Annotated in this window: 15 protein-coding genes; 9 read left to right on the top strand and 6 right to left on the bottom strand. The window is 29.9% G+C overall.

The genetic code is table 11. The annotated features are described in order from the left end of the window. Window positions 1–43: 43 nt before the first annotated feature. From Q0881_RS01755 to trxA, 4 genes are all read right to left on the bottom strand, one after another. Complete coding sequence (locus Q0881_RS01755; RefSeq protein WP_299157012.1) at window positions 44–1381, bottom strand: deoxyguanosinetriphosphate triphosphohydrolase; 1338 nt, start codon at window positions 1379–1381, stop codon at window positions 44–46. Window positions 1382–1463: 82 nt separating this feature from the next. Continuing rightward, complete coding sequence (locus tag Q0881_RS01750; RefSeq protein ID WP_299156374.1) at window positions 1464–3854, bottom strand: ribonucleoside-diphosphate reductase subunit alpha; 2391 nt, start codon at window positions 3852–3854, stop codon at window positions 1464–1466. Between the two features lie 171 nt (window positions 3855–4025). Next, window positions 4026–4997 carry a ribonucleotide-diphosphate reductase subunit beta gene (locus tag Q0881_RS01745; protein ID WP_299156372.1) on the bottom strand — a complete coding sequence of 324 codons (972 nt, stop codon included), beginning with the start codon at window positions 4995–4997 and terminating at the stop codon, window positions 4026–4028. 284 nt (window positions 4998–5281) lie between these two features. Next, window positions 5282–5641, bottom strand: a complete 360-nt coding sequence (gene trxA / locus Q0881_RS01740) for a thioredoxin (RefSeq protein ID WP_299156370.1) — start codon at window positions 5639–5641, stop codon at window positions 5282–5284. A gap of 169 nt (window positions 5642–5810) precedes the next feature. On the opposite strand from trxA, the gene Q0881_RS01735 reads away from it, so the two are divergent. From Q0881_RS01735 to Q0881_RS01715, 5 genes are all read left to right on the top strand, one after another. Then, the gene (locus Q0881_RS01735; RefSeq protein ID WP_299156369.1) at window positions 5811–7967 is read left to right on the top strand and encodes a prolyl oligopeptidase family serine peptidase; all 2157 of its coding nucleotides are present in this window, start codon (window positions 5811–5813) and stop codon (window positions 7965–7967) included. A 52-nt stretch (window positions 7968–8019) separates the two neighbouring features. Continuing rightward, the gene (locus tag Q0881_RS01730) at window positions 8020–8481 is read left to right on the top strand and encodes a hypothetical protein (RefSeq protein ID WP_299156367.1); all 462 of its coding nucleotides are present in this window, start codon (window positions 8020–8022) and stop codon (window positions 8479–8481) included. Window positions 8482–8500: 19 nt separating this feature from the next. Then, window positions 8501–10591, top strand: a complete 2091-nt coding sequence (locus Q0881_RS01725) for a M13 family metallopeptidase (RefSeq protein WP_299156365.1) — start codon at window positions 8501–8503, stop codon at window positions 10589–10591. A gap of 170 nt (window positions 10592–10761) precedes the next feature. Continuing rightward, a complete protein-coding gene (locus tag Q0881_RS01720) occupies window positions 10762–12231 on the top strand; it encodes a serine hydrolase domain-containing protein (RefSeq protein WP_299156363.1) in 1470 nt (489 codons plus the stop codon). Between the two features lie 167 nt (window positions 12232–12398). Then, window positions 12399–13331, top strand: a complete 933-nt coding sequence (locus tag Q0881_RS01715) for an ABC transporter ATP-binding protein (RefSeq protein WP_299156361.1) — start codon at window positions 12399–12401, stop codon at window positions 13329–13331. Between the two features lie 192 nt (window positions 13332–13523). Here Q0881_RS01715 and Q0881_RS01710 read toward each other — a convergent pair whose 3' ends face one another. Both Q0881_RS01710 and Q0881_RS01705 read right to left on the bottom strand, forming a co-directional pair. Then, complete coding sequence (locus tag Q0881_RS01710) at window positions 13524–13973, bottom strand: 3-oxoacyl-ACP synthase (protein WP_299156358.1); 450 nt, start codon at window positions 13971–13973, stop codon at window positions 13524–13526. Continuing rightward, window positions 13970–15076: an FAD-dependent oxidoreductase gene (locus tag Q0881_RS01705; RefSeq protein WP_299157010.1), complete on the bottom strand. Its 1107-nt coding sequence runs from the start codon at window positions 15074–15076 to the stop codon at window positions 13970–13972. Before Q0881_RS01705 ends, Q0881_RS01710 begins: the two co-directional genes overlap by 4 nt. A 78-nt stretch (window positions 15077–15154) precedes the next feature. Here Q0881_RS01705 and Q0881_RS01700 point away from each other — a divergent pair, with 78 nt between their 5' ends. From Q0881_RS01700 to Q0881_RS01685, 4 genes are all read left to right on the top strand, one after another. Further along, on the top strand, window positions 15155–15628 hold the full coding sequence (locus tag Q0881_RS01700) for a hypothetical protein (RefSeq protein WP_299156356.1): 474 nt from the start codon (window positions 15155–15157) through the stop codon (window positions 15626–15628). A 101-nt stretch (window positions 15629–15729) separates the two neighbouring features. Beyond that, a complete protein-coding gene (locus Q0881_RS01695; protein ID WP_299156354.1) occupies window positions 15730–16656 on the top strand; it encodes a hypothetical protein in 927 nt (308 codons plus the stop codon). A 157-nt stretch (window positions 16657–16813) separates the two neighbouring features. Next, on the top strand, window positions 16814–17569 hold the full coding sequence (locus Q0881_RS01690; RefSeq protein WP_299156352.1) for an SDR family NAD(P)-dependent oxidoreductase: 756 nt from the start codon (window positions 16814–16816) through the stop codon (window positions 17567–17569). Further along, a complete protein-coding gene (locus Q0881_RS01685; protein WP_299156350.1) occupies window positions 17562–18428 on the top strand; it encodes an aldo/keto reductase in 867 nt (288 codons plus the stop codon). Before Q0881_RS01690 ends, Q0881_RS01685 begins: the two co-directional genes overlap by 8 nt.

The following is an 18428-nucleotide window of genomic DNA, read 5'->3' as shown; positions in this document are numbered from 1 at the left end:
TATATTGAAAAATTTAACATAAAAACTGAACTTTAACAGTCGTTTAAACAACATTACCTTTTATTTTTTTATATAATCTTATTGCAAAACCATCTGATAAACCAGATACGTAACTTGCAATTTGCATTATTCTATCGTATAATTTTTCTTTTTCTTGCTGATATTCTTTAGGTAGTAAATTCAATACTAATTTATCGTAATTTGATTGATTTCCTTCAAACTTATTATTTAAAGCTACAACAAATACATTTAACAGATCTGCAATAATTTTATAGCCTGCTACTTCTTTCTCTATCACCTCTTTACTTCGGTATATTTTTTCTACACTAATTTTAATTATGTCGTTAATTTGTGCTTCAAACTTACATTTATCTAACAAAGATTTTTCAAAGGTTCCATTTAGTATTGCTTCTTCATTTTCTAAAAAAATATCGATTGCTTCGTTAATCAAAACTCCAATAGCTAAAGCTCTTAAATAACTTACTCTATCTTTTTTATGCTGAAGTGAATGGTATTTCTTACTATCTATAGTGTTTTTTACCAGCTTAATCATATACTCTAAAGCATAGTCTTCATCAATTAAACCTAGATTAATTCCATCTTCAAAATCAATAATTGTATAACAAATATCGTCTGCCGCTTCTACTAAGTATGCTAATGGGTGTCTGAAGTATGATATTCCTTCGCTTTCTTTTTGTTTTAATCCTAAATCATTAGCGACATCTAAAAATGCTTCTTTTTCCGATTGAAAGAATCCATATTTTTTATCAACTATATGTTTTGTTGGTTTTTTAGGAAGACTCTCTTTAGGATACTTCATAAAAGCCCCTAAAGTTGCATATGATAATCGTAAACCTCCTTCTGTTCCTTGATTATTTTCTGTTAGAATTTTAAACCCATTTGCATTTCCTTCAAAATCTATTAAATCTTGGTATTCTTTTTCTGTAAGTTGTTCTTTATATTGAAGTCCTTTCCCCGTTTTAAAATATTCTCCTATTGCTTTTTCTCCCGAATGCCCAAAAGGTGGATTTCCAATATCGTGCATTACTGATGCTGCAGCTACAATAGCACCAAAATCATTAAAGGTATATCCTAAATCTTTTAAATTTGGGTGGCGCTCTAACAACACTTTTCCAACTCTACGCCCTAACGTTCTACCAACAACAGACACTTCCAAACTATGCGTTAAACGTGTATGTACAAAATCTGTTTTTGATAATGGAATTACCTGCGTTTTATCTTGAAGGCTACGAAACGCCGATGAAAATATAATTCTATCAAAGTCTACTTCAAAACCTAATCGAGTTTCATCTTGTTTTATTCGTTCTCGTTTTTGTGTGTCTCCAAAACGTTTTAAAGAAAGTAATTGTTCCCAGTTCATCATTTGAATAAAATTTTTTCGAAAATACTAAAAAAGAGAAGCCTTTCGGCCTCTCTTTATCACTTTTAATTTAATCCTAATATTAAGATCCACACATTAAACAATCGTCTGGCCCTTCATTTTTAGAAGCATCTACCATTGCCTTGAATTCTTCGGCACTCATTGGCTTATCTTCTTCTTTTTCTTTCTTTTCTATATTTAACGTGAATTGCTTCGCGTTTACTGCTGATTTTGTACGTAAATAATACATTCCTGTTTTTAAACCACTTTTCCATGCATAGAAATGCATTGATGTTAACTTTGCAAAATCAGGATCTTTCATAAATAAGTTTAACGATTGAGATTGATCGATAAAATATCCTCTATGGCGTGCCATATCGATAACATCTTTCATACTCATTTCCCAAACTGTTTTATATAAATCTTTTAATTCTTGTGGAATTGTCTCGATATGTTGGATAGATCCGTTTGCACGCATAATATCTTCTTTCATATTGTTATCCCATAAGTTTAGCTCTACTAAATCTTCTAATAAGTGTTTATTTACTACAATAAACTCTCCTGATAATACTCTACGTGTATAAATATTAGATGTATATGGCTCAAAAGCTTCATTATTTCCTAAAATTTGAGATGTTGAAGCTGTTGGCATAGGTGCCACTAATAATGAATTACGTACTCCATGTTTCTTTACTTCTTTTCGCAATGCATTCCAATTCCAACGACCACTTAATTCATCATCGTTAATTCCCCACATATTGTGTTGGAATTCTCCTAGAGATATTGGTGAACCTTTAAATGTTGAATATGGCTCTTTTGCTTTTGCCATTTCCATAGATGAAGTTACCGATGCAAAATATAATGTCTCAAATATTTCTTGGTTTAATTTTTTTGCTTCTTCTGATGTAAACGGCATACGTAACATAATAAAAGCATCAGCTAATCCCTGAATTCCAAGACCTACTGGACGATGACGAGTATTTGAATTTTCAGCTTCTTTTACTGGATAGTAGTTACGATCTATAACTGTATCTAAGTTTCTAATTACTTTTTTAGTTACATCAAATAATTTATTATGATCGAAAAACTTATTTCCATTTTCATCTTCTGCAACAAACATTGGTATTGCTATTGATGCCAAATTACATACAGCTACTTCATCTTTTGCTGTATATTCCATAATCTCTGTACATAAATTTGAAGAACGGATAGTTCCTAAATTCTTTTGATTCGATTTACGGTTCGCTGCATCTTTATATAACATGTACGGTGTACCTGTTTCAATTTGCGATTCTAATATTTTCTCCCATAAATCACGAGCTTTAATCTTTTTTCTACCCTTTCCTGCTGCTTCGTAACTTGTATATAAACGCTCAAATTCTTCACCATAAGTATCGTACAAATGTGGGCATTCATGTGGACACATTAATGTCCATTCAGCATCTTCTTGTACTCTTTTCATAAATAAATCCGAAATCCACATAGCGTAAAATAAATCACGTGCACGCATTTCTTCTTTACCATGGTTTTTCTTTAAGTCTAAGAAATCATATATATCTGCATGCCAAGGTTCTAAATACATAGCGAAAGACCCTTTACGTTTTCCTCCCCCTTGATCTACATAACGTGCTGTATCATTAAATACTCGTAACATTGGTACGATTCCGTTTGATGTTCCATTAGTTCCAGCAATATAACTTCCTGTAGCACGGATGTTATGAAGAGACAAACCAATACCTCCTGCTGACTGTGAAATTTTTGCTGTTTGTTTTAATGTATCATAAATACCATCAATACTATCATCTTGCATTTGTAATAAAAAACATGATGACATTTGTGGTTTTGGTGTTCCAGCATTGAATAAAGTAGGTGTTGCGTGTGTAAAGTATTTTTTACTCATTAACTCGTATGTAGCAATAGCTTCGTCAATGTCTTCTTTATGTATACCAATAGAAACACGCATTAACATTTGTTGTGGACGCTCAACAATGTTACCGTTTAACTTTAATAAATATGACCTCTCTAATGTTTTAAAACCAAAATAATCGTAATTAAAATCACGACTATAAATAATTGTAGAATCTAATTTATCAGCATTTTTCATGATGATTTCATATACATCATCTGCTAATAGTGGAGATTTTTTTTCTGTACGTGGGTTGACATATAAATATAAGTCAGTCATCGTTTCAGAAAATGATTTCTTTGTGTTTTTATGTAAGTTAGATACGGCAATTCTTGCTGCTAATTTAGCATAATCTGGGTGAGCTGTTGTCATTGTTGCAGCAATTTCTGCGGCTAAATTATCTAATTCTGAAGTGGTTACTCCATCATACAAACCTTCAATAACTCGCATTGCTACTTTTACTGGATCAACAATTTTGTTTAATCCATAACACATTTTTCTAACCCTTGCTGTGATTTTGTCAAACATCACAGGCTCTTTTCTGCCATCTCTTTTTGCTACATACATATTTTTATTGGTTTTTAAATTGGTTAATAGAGCTACTATAGCACCACATTAATAGTAACTCTTATATGTTAAAATAATTTTGTTTCTTAGGGGAAACTTATGATCTTAAAGCACAAATTGTTCTTTAAGAAAATTTACCGCATGTAGGGGTAATAGCAGTAGTTGTTTTATTTAAAAATCAGCATCAAAGCTGATATCTCCTGTACCTCCTGATGATACACCAGCTTTTTGGTACTCCGATACTCTTTTCTCAAAGAAGTTTGTTTTTCCTTCTAACGAAATCATTTCCATAAAATCGAATGGATTCGTTGCATTGTATTCTTTTTCGCAACCAAATTCTAGTAATAATCTATCTGTTACGTATTCTAAATATTGAGTCATTAACTTGGCATTCATTCCAATTAAACTCACAGGTAAAGATTCTGTAATAAATTCTCTTTCAATAGTAAGCGCATCTATGATAATTTCACGGATACGTTCTTTTGGTACTTTATTAACTATATGATGGTTATGTAAATGAACTGCAAAATCACAATGCATCCCTTCATCTCTAGAAATTAACTCGTTAGAAAAAGTTAACCCTGGTAATAACCCTCTTTTCTTTAACCAAAAAATTGAACAAAATGAACCTGAAAAGAAAATTCCTTCAACAGCTGCGAAAGCTATTAATCTTTCTGCAAAAGAATCTGAATCTATCCATTTTAACGCCCAATCTGCTTTTTTCTTAATTGCAGGAAAAACTTCAATTGCTTGAAATAATTTATTTTTTTCTTCTTCATTTTTCACATAAGTATCTATTAATAACGAATATGTTTCTGAATGAACATTCTCCATCATTATTTGAAATCCATAAAAGAACTTTGCTTCTGAATATTGTACTTCGTTTACAAAATTTTCTGCTAGATTTTCATTTACTATACCATCTGAAGCTGCAAAAAAAGCTAATATATGTTTTATAAAGTAACGCTCATCATCTGTTAATTTTGTATTCCAGTCATTTAAATCAGAATGCAAATCAATTTCTTCAGCTGTCCAAAAACAAGCTTGCTGTTTTTTGTACCATTCCCATAAATCATTATGTTCAATTGGAAAAATTACAAATCTATCTTTGTTTTCTTGTAAAATTGGTTCAGTAACAGCCATCTTTATTTTGAGCTAAATTTTATGTGTTATTTTGTCTTCATTGGGGGAGAAACAAAGATTCAAAAAATTGCTAAAAATTGAAAGCGATACTTATTCACAAATCCCTTGAAGTTTTTAACAAATTGAGCTTTTCTTAAAAAAAGACGTCTTTTTTCAAAAAACTCAAAACACTTAAAAACAAACACTTAAAAACTAAAAAAGAGCTTGTGTAGTGATAATCACTGAGTTTCTTATTTTAAGTTTTTGTTATAAAAAAAGTGATGCTTTTCACATCACTTTTAATTTTATTTTTCAACTTTTAAAACATCTTTAATAATTTGTTCTATTTGTTTTTGAGGAAGGGCTCCATGTGCCATTTGGGGTTCTTCTTCAACTGGGCAAAATAACATTGACGGAATACTACGAATTCCAAAAGCTGCAGACAATTCTTGTTGTTCTTCTGTATTTATTTTATAAATATCTACCTTCCCCTCATATTGCTCACTTAATTGTTCCAAAACTGGAGCTAAAGCTTTACATGGTCCACACCAATCAGCATAAAAATCAATTAGTGCTGGTTTATCTCCTTCAAATTTCCATTCTTTATTTTCTTCGAAATTAAATACTTTCTTTAAAAAAGTTTCTTTTGTTAAATTTTCTGTCATTATTTTATTTTTTTACTAATCCTTAACTTAGTAATATCTTAAAGCATAAAAATAGTCGTTTTTATTTCTAAAGATTACACAAACCTTATTTAATGTTAAATTCATCTTAAAAAACAAGCTTCCCATTCATTTTCTTCTAACTTTGAAAGAATTAACTAATTTTTACGTCATGAAAAAAATCCTTTTCCCTATACTTTGCGCTAGTGTTATATTAGTTTCCTGCAAAGAACAAAAACAACCTAAGAAAAATATTACAGTGAATTATCCTGAAACAACCAAAAAACCTGTTGTAGAAGATTATTTCGGTACTAAAGTAACCGATAATTATCGTTGGCTTGAAGACGATCGTAGTCCAGAAACTGAAAACTGGGTAAAAACCGAAAATGAAGTTACTTTCGACTATTTAAGTAAAATACCATATCGTGAACAATTAAAAGATCGTCTTTCTGAGTTATGGAATTACGAAAAAGTAGGTACTCCTTTTAAAGAAGGTAATCATACTTATTTCTATAAAAATAATGGTTTACAAAATCAATATGTACTATATAGAAAAGATAGTAATGGTAATGAGGAAGTATTTTTAGATCCTAATACTTTTTCTAAAGACGGAACTACTTCTTTAGGTTCAGTTAATTTTTCTAAAAATGGAGAGATTGCTGCTTATTCAATTTCTGAAGGTGGTAGCGATTGGAGAAAAATTATTGTTATGGATGCCAAAAACAAAGAAATTCTTGGCGATACCTTAATAGATGTAAAGTTTTCTGGAATTGCATGGAAAGGTAACGAAGGTTTTTACTATTCTAGTTACGACAAACCTAAAGGAAGTGAACTTTCTGCAAAAACAGATCAACATAAATTATATTACCACAAACTTGGTACTAAACAAAATGAAGATCCAGTAATATTTGGAGCTACTGCAGAAGAAAAAAACAGATATGTTGGTGGTTATTTAACTGAAGATGATAAATATTTAATTATTTCTGCATCGACATCAACTTCTGGAAATAAATTATTTTTAAAAGACCTAACACAAGAAAACAGTAAGTTAATTACAGTTGTTGACAACTACAAGAGTGATACTTATGTAATAGATAATCGTGAAGACAAACTTTATTTAGTTACTAATTTAAATGCCCCAAATAAAAAAGTTGTGACAGTTGATGCTAAAAACCCAACACCTGAAAATTGGAAAGACTTTATTGCTGAAACTGAAAATGTTTTATCTCCATCTACTGGTGCTGGTTATTTCTTTACAGAATATATGGTTGATGCTGTTTCTAAAGTATTACAATATGATTTTGATGGAAAATTAATTCGTGAAGTTAAATTACCAGGTGTAGGTTCTTCTGGTGGTTTCGGTGGAAAAACAGATGCTAAAGAATTATATTTTTCATTTACAAATTACAATACTCCAAGTTCTTCTTATAAATTTAATCCAGAAGATGGAACTTATAAGTTATATTGGAAACCTGCTATTTCTTTTAATTCTGATAACTATGAAAGTAAGCAAGTTTTCTATACTTCAAAAGACGGAACTAAAGTACCAATGATTATTACTTATAAAAAAGGATTAGAATTAAATGGTAAAAATCCAACTATTTTATATGGTTATGGTGGTTTCAATATTTCATTAACTCCTTCTTTTAGTATTGCAAATGCTGTTTGGATGGAACAAGGAGGTGTATACGCTGTACCAAATTTACGTGGTGGTGGCGAATATGGTAAAAAATGGCATAAAGCTGGGACTCAATTACAAAAACAAAATGTTTTTGATGATTTTATTGCTGCTGCTGAATATTTAATTAAAGAAAAATATACAGCTTCTGATTACTTAGCAATTCGAGGAGGTTCTAATGGTGGTTTATTAGTTGGTGCTACAATGACACAACGTCCAGATTTAATGAAAGTAGCTTTACCTGCTGTTGGAGTATTAGATATGTTACGTTACCATACATTTACTGCGGGTGCTGGTTGGGCATACGATTACGGAACAGCTGAACAAAACAAAGAAATGTTTGAATATTTAAAAAGGTATTCACCAGTACACAATGTTAAAAAAGAAGCATATCCTGCAACGATGGTAACCACTGGAGATCATGATGATCGTGTAGTACCAGCTCATAGTTTTAAATTTGCTGCAGAATTACAAGACAAACAACAAGGTGAAAACCCTGTGTTGATTCGTATTGAAACAAATGCTGGTCATGGTGCAGGAACACCTGTTGCTAAAACGATAGAACAGTATGCTGATATTTTTGGTTTTACATTATTTAACATGGGATTTGATCAATTACCAAATCCACCAAAATCAAAAATTAAGAGCTAAACTGTAACATTTTTTACTTTTAGTATTCTTATATAAGTAAACTAAATAAACTATGGCATTTATTCCTTTAAAGAAAAAAGATTTTTTTATCTCTGATAAAAGTGTTTTGAAAGCTTTTAATAAGCTGGAAAAAAGCTTATCTGTTTTAGAAAATTTATCTTTATCTGATGCGACTATTTCCGAGATAGATAAAGACATCGGAGAGATAAATTCATTTGAAGGAAAATTAAAAAAGTATAGGAATAAGCTAGTAGTTAAAAATCATAATATTCTCGAACTCGTTAGAAAAAACCATGGGTATGTTCATGAAAAATACTATCAGAATCAATGGTTAGCTATAGGAATGAGCACATTTGGAATTTCTTTTGGAGTTGTATTTGGAATGTTATTAGATAATATTGCTTTACTTGGTATTGGCTTACCTTTTGGTATGTTGCTTGGTATTGCAATTGGAAAAGAAAAAGATAAAAAAGCGAAACAAGAAGGAAAACAAATAAATATCACTTGTAATTAAATCAATCAAATTATACACAATGAAAACCATTCACAAAATGCTGTTTACCACTGCTGTCGCTTCCTTAGCAATTGCTTCGTGTAAAACAGATAAAAAAACAGATAAACAACCTGAAGAAAAAGTTCAGGGGATTATTTTAGAAAATATGGATACTTCTGTAAAACCTACAGATGATTTCTTTAGATATGTAAACGGAACTTGGTTAGATAAAACTGAGATTCCTGCTGATAGAACTTCTTGGGGAGGTTTTGGAGAGCTTCGTAAAAAGACAGATGCAGATGTTCTTGCTATTTTAAATAAAGCTATCGAAGAAGGAAATTTTCCAAAAATAAAAGATTCTGAAGGAAATGAAATTGATTCTGATCAAGAAAAAGCTGTAAACTACTACGAGACTATTATGGATACCGTAGCTAGAAATAAATCTGGTAAAGCTCCAGTTAAACCTTTCCTTCAAAAAATTGAAGAGATTAAAGATTTAAACGGCGTTCAAGATTTTATTACTAACATGGCTCCTTATGGAGGTGGTGGTTTTTATGGTTTTGGTGTTTTTAACGACCTTAAAAATAGTAGTATGAATGCTGGTTATATGGGTGCTGGCGGACTTGGTTTATCTAGAGATTATTATGTAGATGATAAAGTAAAAGATAAGCTTGAAAAATACCAAGAGTTTGTAGCTAAAATGTTACAAGAATTTGGTGACGATGAAGCTACTGCTAAAAAGAACGCTGCTACTATTGTAGCTTTCGAAAAAAGCTTAGCAGAACCTATGATGACTAAAGAAGAGCGTAGAGATACTCGTAAGATGTACAACCCTATGACTATTGAAGAGTTAACTGCTTTAGCTCCAACTATCGATTGGGCAGCGCATTTAAAAGGAATTGGTGTTGACAATATTGATAAAGTAATTGTTACCGATCCTGGATATTTCAAAGCAATGAGTAAGGTACTTAAAAGCACTTCTATTGAAGATGTTAAATTATTTTTACGTTGGAATGCTATTAATACTTCTTTAGGATTGTTATCTACCGATTTAGAAAAAGCTAATTGGGAGTTCTATAGTAAAGAAATGCGTGGAGCTAAACAACAACGTCCAAGAGACGAACGTGCTTTAGGTAATTTAAATGGAGCTATTGGTGAAGCTTTGGGAAAATTATATGTAGATGCTAAATTTCCACCAGAAGCTAAGCAAAAAGCTAGGGAAATGATTGACAATGTAATGATTGGTTTCGAAAACCGTATTGCTCAATTACCTTGGATGAGTGAAGAAACTAAGAAAAAAGCCTTAGAGAAATTACACAAATTAACTGTTAAGATTGCATATCCAGATAAGTGGAAAGATTATTCTGCTTTACAAGTAAAAGGATTAAAAAATGGAGGTACTTATTTTGACAATGCTATTAATGTTTCTAAATGGAACTTTAATAAAAACATGGCAAAATTAGGTAAGAAAGTAGATAGAACTGAATGGGGAATGTCTCCTCAAACTGTAAACGCTTACTTTAATCCAGTAAACAACGAAATTGTATTCCCTGCTGCTATTTTACAACCTCCTTTTTACAACTATAAAGCTGATGAAGCTGTAAATTATGGTGGTATTGGTGCTGTAATTGGGCATGAAATATCTCATAGTTTTGACGATTCTGGTGCTCGTTTTGATGGTGATGGAAACCTTAAAAACTGGTGGACTGAAGAAGATTCTGAAAAGTTTAAAACTGTTGGAGGTAAATTAGTAAAACAATATAGCGATATTATTGCTATTGATAGTATGCACTTAAATGGTGAATATACTTTAGGAGAAAATATTGGTGATTTAGGTGGTGTTCAAGCTGCTTATGAAGGATTAAAAGTATTCTTGAAAAAGAGTGGTCGTCCTGCTGATATTGATGGATTCTCTCCAGAACAACGCTTCTTCCTTTCTTGGGGAACTATTTGGAGAACTAAAATGCGTGATGAAGCATTAAAGAACTTAATTATGACTAACACACACGCTCCAGGTCAATACAGAGCTTATATGCCTCTTAAAAATGTAGATGCTTTCTATGAAGCATTTGACGTAAAAGATGGTGATAAAATGTATTTAAAACCAGAAGAAAGAGTTAGAATTTGGTAAGGTCACAAGCTTTTTGATATGATTCTCTTTTCAGAAAATCATATCATAAAATATAAAACCGATACGAAAGTGTCGGTTTTTTTGTGCTTTCTACTAAATGATAATTACTTGCAACGCCTTAATCATTCCTTCGTCTTTATTTTTTTAATTCACTTTTAAACCAATTTAAAATGAGACTAAGGAGCTTAAAACTAATTTACTTAATTCTACTAACTAGCTTATTAACATCTGCATTGTTTTCTCAAAACATTACAAAATTCAAATGGCCAGAAAATAAAATCACGCCAATATTTATTGAATTTGTAGAAGCTTACAATACAAATGATTTAAAAAAGCTAGAAGCATTCACAACAAAAAATTATGAAAAAGACTTTGTGAAAAATGCAACATATTGGCCTAGTGTTTTTGCTGATTTCGGAGAAATAGAAGCTTTTAGAGTATCAAAAAAATGGACAAATAAAAACAGACTTGCTATTTGGTTTCAGGGAAAACATACGAAAGGTTGGGTTATGATAATGCTAAGAATGAATAAAGATAACACTAAAATTATTGGAAAAGGCGTAATGAGAGGTGAGAAACCTTCTGGAAACCTTCCATCTTACAATCACATTTCTTCAAAAGAAATGATTCCATATTTTAAAAAATATATTGGACAATTACATAAACTAGATCGCTTTTCAGGATCTGTATTAATAGCAAAAGGAAACACTATTTTATTTGAAGAAACTTATGGGGAAAGTAACAAAAAATTGGGTGCCAAGAATAATGTAAATACCTCTTTTAATATTGCTTCAACCACAAAAACATTTACAGCTATAGCCATTGCAAAATTAGCAGAACAAGGAATATTAAAATTTACCGATCCAATAAGTAAATTAATTCCTGAATACCCAAAAGACATTGCTAATCAAGTAACCATTCATCATTTACTTACACATACCTCTGGAATTGAACTTGATGATTATAAACCATTTAATGAAGATGTAAAAAAAGCAAAGAGCATGGATGATTTATTAAAAGCTCAAATAAAACATATTGATTCTCTTAATGAAGATAGAAGAAAAGATTTTAAAGTATTAAATAGGTTCGACTACTCAAATGAAAACTTTTCGTTGTTAGGTCTTATTATTGAGAGAGCAAGTGGAGTATCTTATGCAGAATACATAGAGAAGAACATTTTTGAGCCTCTTAAGATGAAAAACTCATTTGCAGATCTTCATAAATTAACGAGTCACCAAAACATAGCCATTGGTTATACATATAAGAATACTCAAGATGAATTTATTGGAGGTATAAGACGTGAGAATGATAAAATGGGAGGAATTTTTCTTAGCCCCGCTGGAGGAATTTACTCTACTACTAGAGATTTATACACCTATTTTAAAGCTATTAATAATCATTCAATTATAACTAAACGAACACACAAAATACTACATAAGAAACACACTAAAATTTATGGCTATGGTTTTTATCTATCTGATAATGGAATTGGACATGGAGGTGTCTACCCTGGAGTTGGAAGTGTTTTTACTCATCATCCAGGAACAGATTACTATGTGATTATATTAAGTAATTATGGATCAATGGCAGGTAGCGTTATTTCTAATCATATTCATGATTTGCTAGAGTCAAATAATTAATCATTGAAATCATCTCTTGATATTAAATTTGATACTGTTATATTTAGATTTAATATTAAAGGATGATTTATTTTGTTTAAATGAATCTAACCTAGAGTTTCTGTCGTTAATTTTTTTTGATTTAAAACTTAAATAGTTTTTCTCTTCCTTTTGTTACTTTTGTGCCAATGCTACAGGTAAACAATATATCATTTACATACCCTTCAAAAGAAAAAATTTTACATCACATCAATTTCTCTCTTAAAAAAGGAGAACATTTATGTATAATGGGTGAAAGTGGGTGCGGAAAATCTACTTTATTAAAAGCTATTTATGGCTTATTAGATTTAGATAACGGTACTCTATTTTGGAATGATATTCAAATATTAGGTCCAAAACACCACTTAGTACCTGGAATGGATTTTTTTAAATACGTAGCACAAGATTTTGACTTAATGCCTTATACTTCAGTAAGTGAAAATATTAAAAAATTTCTTTCTCGTTTTTATCCAAAGGAAGCTGAGAAAAGAACACAAGAATTACTTCAGGTTATTGAAATGACCAAGTTTGCTAATGAAAAAGTTAAAAACTTAAGCGGTGGACAACAACAACGTGTTGCTATAGCCAGAGCTTTGGCTAAAGAACCCGAATTACTATTATTAGATGAGCCTTTTAGCCAAATAGATAATTTTAAAAAGAATTCATTAAGAAGAAAATTATTTTCTTATTTAAAAGAAAATAATATTTCTTGTATTGTAGCAACACATGATGGAAGTGACGCTTTATCTTTTGCTGATAAAATGATTGTAATTCAAAATCAAAAAATAATAGCTAAAGATACTCCTTCTAACTTATATAAAGATTTGAAGCAAAAATATGTTGCTTCTTTATTTGATGATGTAAATGAATTTTTTTTTAACAAAAAGCAAATTTTATTATATCCTCATCAAATACGAGTTGTTGAAAACTCTAACCATAAGGCTATTATTAAAAAAGCTTATTTTAAAGGATATTATTGGCTTATTGAAGTTAATTACAATGACCAAACTATTTTTTTAAATCACCACTCGGTTATAGAAATAAAAAAAACAGTTTCATTAAGTTTTAATGAAACTGTTTAAACCAATAATAACTATCTCATAATTATTACTCAACTATTTTAAATACTTTTATATCTATAAAAAAATACACTCTTACCAGTCTAAACACTAAAAAATGATAAAAGTGTACTGTAAGACTTCTTTTCCTTATTGAAGGGTAGCAACCTTTCCTATACTAAAACAGTTATAGTTTATCTTACCCTACTTCTTAATTTAAAAAATTTCTTTTATTGTTTGCTTATTACCATTAAAAACAAAAAAATCTCCTGTTTTCTTACCCAATAACAAACGTCCTATTGGAGAAGAAACTGATACAGAAAAATAAGTTTTATTAGCAATTACATGTTGTCCAGAACTAATACTTAAAAAGTATAAATTTTTATCTGTTACAATTATATTTCCTAAATGAGCTAACTGACTCGTTCTTTCTAAATTAATTTTAGAAAGAGTTTCTTTCATTCTTTCAATTCCACTAAGTTGCTGACTTGCTTTTTCCATTTCTAATTGCAACATTGCCCTACCAGTTTCATGTTTATCTCCAGCAGAACTTTTCGTTTCAGATTGTAATGCTTTTTTATTAGATGAAATTATTTCTTCTACTGTCTCCATTCGCTTATTTACATAAGCTACACATTTTTTAAATAGTTCTTCTTTTATATTCATACTAAATCAGCTAATTCTTTTCCTACTAAACTACCTATAGCTACTCCCATACCCCCTAAACGAACACCACAAAAAACATTATTTGATATTTGTTTCACTATTGCTTTTTTCTGAATTCCTACTCCCATAATTCCGCTCCATCTATGCTCTATTTCAAAATTGCTGTTTGGTAAAATGGTAGTTTTTAAAATTTCTTCTAATTTGTTTTGAATTAATTCGGTTTCACCGAATTCTGATGTTTCTTCAGTTTTAAAGTCTAAATTTCTTCCGCCTCCAAACAAAATTCTATCATCAATATTTCTAAAATAATAATATCCTTTATCTAAATGAAAAGTTCCTTTTATAAGAAGGTTTTTAATTGGCTTTGTTATTAAAACTTGTGCTCTTGCTGGTTGTACTTCTTCATTAAGTAATTGTTTTGCAAAACCATTTGTTGCAATAAGTATTTTCTTAGTTACAAATTCTATTTGATTTGTTTTTACAACAACACCTTCATTAATATCAGAATAATCTTCAACCGAAATATTATTAATAATTTTTATTCCAGACGAAAGAACTAATTCTAATAATTTTGCTGCCATTTTACCTGTATCAATCTGGCCTTCATACTTATTTACAATATAATTTTTATGAATATTATTAAATCCAAAAACATTTTCATTAACACTAAAAACTTCTGAATTAAATAATGGTTTTAATAACTTATTTATTTCATTTTTTCTAGTCAAACAATTTTCAAAGAGCTTCGTATCTTGAAATAATTCGTATCCTTTGTTTAATTGAAAATCAATATTTTTTTCTCCTAAATTAGTTTTTAACAATTCTAAACCTTCCCATCTTTTTTTTACCAAACTAAATACTTCCTCTTCAGTATGTGTATTTAAATCATCTATTAATTCAGATAAACTTCCAAAACAAGCAAATCCTGCATTTTTAGTACTTGCTCCTTGAGGTAATATTCCTTTTTCTAAAACTAAAATTTTTGCGGTTGGATGTTTTTTCTTTAACTCTAATGCGCAATTTAACCCAACAATTCCACTACCTACGATAGTAAAATCAACATTGGTAAACCATTCTTTTAACTCCCAATAACTGTAATTCAACATCTTAAAAAATATAAATATATTTGTACCTTGGCACATTCCTTGAATGTCTAAAATTAAACAATAAATAGTAATCCTATGAAATTATTCGGAATCTTAATATTTGCTCTTACATTTACTCAATGTGCTAGTATGAAAATGGATAATAATCCACCTTTTACTGTAAAATCTGCAACATATACTCATATTACGGGAGGCTTACCTGGAAACAATAGTCTTAATTTAATGATTGAATTTTCTTCAGAAAATACTATTAATTTTGAAAATGTTTTTTTTCAAAATAGAATAACGAAGGTTGTTATTGAGAAAAAACAAGACAAGCAATATATTGCTGCTCGTTATAATACCTCTCCTAAAGAAGACAGAAAAGATTTAGTTTTACATGCTAATTCTAAAGAAGAATTAGGAAATACTACTAATGAAAAAGTAAAAGAAGAATTTCCATTTAAATTAAAAGAAAATGAAGCTATAGTTAGCTATAAAATAGGTGCTAAAACTCATTATTTTAAAATAGAAAATATTAAAAAAGAGAAAAAGGTTTCTATGCAATAAAAATCTATTTTTTTTCAAATAAAAAACACCTCAATTGAGGTGTTTTTTATTTTTGGCACGCAATTTGAAAACTTATAAGCATAACCATAAAACGAATGCTTATGAAACGCATAAAACTACTTTTCTTATTTATTACTGCAAGTGTAACGTTAACATCTTGTATTGTACAAAATGAAATAATTGATGATGATGCTTTTTCATTAAACGAATATGTATCTAGTTACGATTTATGGTATATAGATTATCATAGAACTACTGGTACTGGAGATATACCTTTTCTTTCAAAAGCATTTACTGTATCTTTTTTAAACGGAAGAATGTATGCTAATAACAATATTGTAGACATAGGTAAAACAGGAAATGGTTTAGGAGTCATTGTTGGAAATTATAATACTCGAGGGACTATTTTAGAAACATATCATAAATTAGATGGGAATTATAATTTTGATGTAGTACAACTATCAAATAATGAAATTAGAATTGATGACTTATCACAAAATCTTAGTTATTATTTAATAGGTTATCAAAGAAATAATTTTGATTATGATAAATTATTTTATGAAAACATTGAATACTTTTTACAAGAATATGTAGCTTGGGAAAGAACAGATGCAACAGGAGGTACTCCAAACGCTTTTGATGATGAACATTTTTTACAGTTTACACCAGAAAATGATGTAACATTCTATTCATCTCACGACACCTTTGGCACGGATATTGATATTATAAAGTGGGACTACGTTGGAGGTTATGAAGTAGCCAATATTACAGGATATGATGACCTAAAACTTTTAACACTTAATTATGATGGAGGGGATACTGAAAGATTTGAATTGAGCGTTATAAATGATGAAACGGTAAAGTTGTTTCATTTAAGTTCTAAAACAATGTACACTTTTTCTGGTAGAGGATTTGTACAATATTTAAAAAGTGAAAATAAAAGTGCTGCAAAATCTATCGTAAGGAATAATGGTAGAAAACGTACTAAAATACAACGAAAGACCGTTGATAGAAAATATTTAAAATAAAGTTTGGTTAGTTGATTTTTGGTTGGTGTAGTTACCAACTAAAAAAGAACCGCCCCCGAAAAGGGGCGGTTTTTATTTTTATAAAATTTTTGTTAAGTATTGTTATAAAGATTTTATTTTTTAGTTGAATATGCTACCTTTAACCAAAACAAAAATAATGAAACTTACAGCTCTTATCACTGGTGCTACATCGGGCATAGGAAAAGCAACTGCTGAAATTTTTGCTAAAAATAATATTCGATTGATTCTTTGTGGTCGTAGAAAAAATAGATTAGAAGAAATACAAGAACAGTTAAAAAATTATACAGAAGTTACTACATTAAATTTTGATGTTAAAAATAGAAAGCAAGTACAAGAAGTAATAGCTAATTTGCCGGAAAACTTTCGTCAAGTAGATATTTTAATTAACAATGCCGGTAATGCTCATGGTTTAAGTTCTATACAAAATGGAAATTTAGATGATTGGGATGCCATGATTGACATTAATGTAAAAGGTTTACTTTATGTTACAAAAGCTATTATTCCTCAAATGATTGAAAGAAACAATGGTTTTATTGTTAATATAGGCTCTATAGCAGGAAAAGAAGTATATCCTAATGGCAATGTGTATTGTGCTTCTAAACATGCTGTAAATGCCATTAACAAGTCTATGCGCATTGATTTGAATAAACATAAAATAAGAGTTTCAGGAATACACCCTGGTGCCGTAGAAACAGAATTTTCTGATGTGCGATTCAAAGGAGATAAAGAAAAAGCTAAGAATGTGTATAAAGGTTATAGTGCTTTACAGGCTGAAGATATTGCAGATATTATTCACTTTGTCGTTACTAGACCTTATCATGTTAATATTGAAGACTTAGTTGTATATCCAACTGCACAAGCAAGTGCTACAATTTTAAATAAAAATGTCTAATTATTCAAAAGTTATTGCAGGCTGTATGACCTGGGGGGTTTGGGGTAAAAACCTAAACACTCAAGAAATGAGCACCTTAATTCATACTTGTTTAGAAAATAAGATTACTACATTTGATCATGCCGATATTTATGGTGATTATACTACTGAAACTGCTTTTGGAAAAGCTTTAGTTGATAGTAAAATTAACCGTGATAAAATTCAATTAATCTCTAAATGTGGAATTCAATATGTTGGAAAAACGAGAGATAATAAAGTAAAACATTACAACTATTCGAAAGAATATATTATTTGGAGTGTAGAACAGTCTCTTAAAAACTTACAAACAGAATATTTAGATTTATTGTTATTACACAGACCTAGTCCATTAATGCAAGCTGATGAGATTTCTGAAGCAATTACTCAATTAAAAAAACAAGGAAAAATTGTTGATTTTGGACTCTCTAACTTCACTCCTTCTCAAACAAACTTAATTACTAGTGAAAATACTATTACAGTAAATCAAATTGAAGTATCCTTAACACAGTTTTCTTCTATGTTAAATGGTCGTTTAGATTATATGCAAGCGCATAATATTATGCCTATGGCATGGAGTCCTTTAGGATCATATTTTAAAGAAGAAACGGATCAAAACAGCAGAATTAAAGAAGAATTAGTACATTTATGTAAAAAATATAATGCTACTGAAAGCCAACTATTACTAGCTTGGTTATACAAACATCCAGCTAAGATTATCCCTGTAATTGGAACTACTAATACACAACGAATAGAAGAAGCAAATCAAGCACAATTTATTTCATTAGAAACTGAAGATTGGTTTTCTTTATTAATAGCTAGTCAAGGCCATAAAGTACCTTAA

It is taken from the genome of uncultured Tenacibaculum sp. (assembly GCF_947494125.1).
Lineage (GTDB): Bacteria > Bacteroidota > Bacteroidia > Flavobacteriales > Flavobacteriaceae > Polaribacter.
This window is presented reverse-complemented; position numbering and strand designations above follow the sequence as displayed.

Coding starts and splice junctions, on each gene's coding strand:
- trxA (WP_299156370.1), bottom strand. CDS start 5,641: ATGACAGAAAATTTAACAAAAGAAACTTTTTTAAAGAAAGTATTTAAT.
- Q0881_RS01735 (WP_299156369.1), top strand. CDS start 5,811: ATGAAAAAAATCCTTTTCCCTATACTTTGCGCTAGTGTTATATTAGTT.
- Q0881_RS01725 (WP_299156365.1), top strand. CDS start 8,501: ATGAAAACCATTCACAAAATGCTGTTTACCACTGCTGTCGCTTCCTTA.
- Q0881_RS01690 (WP_299156352.1), top strand. CDS start 16,814: ATGAAACTTACAGCTCTTATCACTGGTGCTACATCGGGCATAGGAAAA.
- Q0881_RS01685 (WP_299156350.1), top strand. CDS start 17,562: ATGTCTAATTATTCAAAAGTTATTGCAGGCTGTATGACCTGGGGGGTT.
- Q0881_RS01750 (WP_299156374.1), bottom strand. CDS start 3,854: ATGTATGTAGCAAAAAGAGATGGCAGAAAAGAGCCTGTGATGTTTGAC.
- Q0881_RS01720 (WP_299156363.1), top strand. CDS start 10,762: ATGAGACTAAGGAGCTTAAAACTAATTTACTTAATTCTACTAACTAGC.
- Q0881_RS01730 (WP_299156367.1), top strand. CDS start 8,020: ATGGCATTTATTCCTTTAAAGAAAAAAGATTTTTTTATCTCTGATAAA.
- Q0881_RS01710 (WP_299156358.1), bottom strand. CDS start 13,973: ATGAATATAAAAGAAGAACTATTTAAAAAATGTGTAGCTTATGTAAAT.
- Q0881_RS01715 (WP_299156361.1), top strand. CDS start 12,399: ATGCTACAGGTAAACAATATATCATTTACATACCCTTCAAAAGAAAAA.
- Q0881_RS01755 (WP_299157012.1), bottom strand. CDS start 1,381: ATGAACTGGGAACAATTACTTTCTTTAAAACGTTTTGGAGACACACAA.
- Q0881_RS01700 (WP_299156356.1), top strand. CDS start 15,155: ATGAAATTATTCGGAATCTTAATATTTGCTCTTACATTTACTCAATGT.
- Q0881_RS01745 (WP_299156372.1), bottom strand. CDS start 4,997: ATGGCTGTTACTGAACCAATTTTACAAGAAAACAAAGATAGATTTGTA.
- Q0881_RS01695 (WP_299156354.1), top strand. CDS start 15,730: ATGAAACGCATAAAACTACTTTTCTTATTTATTACTGCAAGTGTAACG.